Source organism: Streptomyces bobili, assembly GCF_002154575.1.
Classification (GTDB): Bacteria; Actinomycetota; Actinomycetes; order Streptomycetales; family Streptomycetaceae; genus Streptomyces; species Streptomyces bobili.
In genome coordinates this window covers 1-637 of the sequence record NZ_MUBA01000162.1, presented here as the reverse complement: position 1 = coordinate 637, position 637 = coordinate 1, and the positions used below count along the sequence as shown (strand labels likewise).

Annotated in this window: 1 protein-coding gene; it reads left to right on the top strand. The window is 68.3% G+C overall.

Features of this window, described 5'->3' with window-relative positions; translation table 11 throughout:
• The coding region (locus BZL64_RS14075) for a polysaccharide deacetylase family protein (protein ID WP_143663128.1) at positions 1-523 on the top strand (523 nt) is incomplete at its 5' end.
• Positions 524-637 lie beyond the last annotated feature (114 nt).

Sequence of the window (637 nt, the reverse complement as noted above, 5' to 3'; positions counted from 1 at the left end):
CGCCGAGAAGGACCCGGCGTTCCTGCGCATGATGAGAGAGCTGAAGATCCCCTACACGGCCTTCCTCAGCGACTACCTCGTCAAGGAGGACTACGGCTACTTCAAGAAGATGCAGGACACCGGAGTCGCCCTCAACAACCACACCCTCCACCACCCCTACCTGCCCGACCTCTCCTACAGCCGCCAGAAGCGCGAGATCTGCGGCATGCAGGACGTCATCGAGAAGCAGTACGGCAAGCGCCCCGCACTCTTCCGCCCGCCCTTCGGCAACTACAACCGCGACACCCTGCGCGCGGCGAAGAGCTGCGGCGTGAAGTACGCCCCGCTGTGGAGCGAGGAGGTCTTCGCCGACCACTGGGACTACCGCGAGTGGGACCGCGACCTCCACCCCGGCGACATCGTCCTCAGCCACTTCCGCGGCGACGCCGACTGGAAGGGCACCATGCCCGACATGATCCGCCGCTTCATGAACATGGTCACCGAGAAGGGCTACGCGGTGGCCCGGCTGGAGGACTACCTGTGAGAAGGCGGGGGGCGACGGAGGCGGCCGTGACACTGGCCATGGCCATGGCCGTGGCGCTGACCGGCTGCGCCCGGCCGGCAGGCCCGGCCGCACCCCCGGGCCGCGGGGCGACGG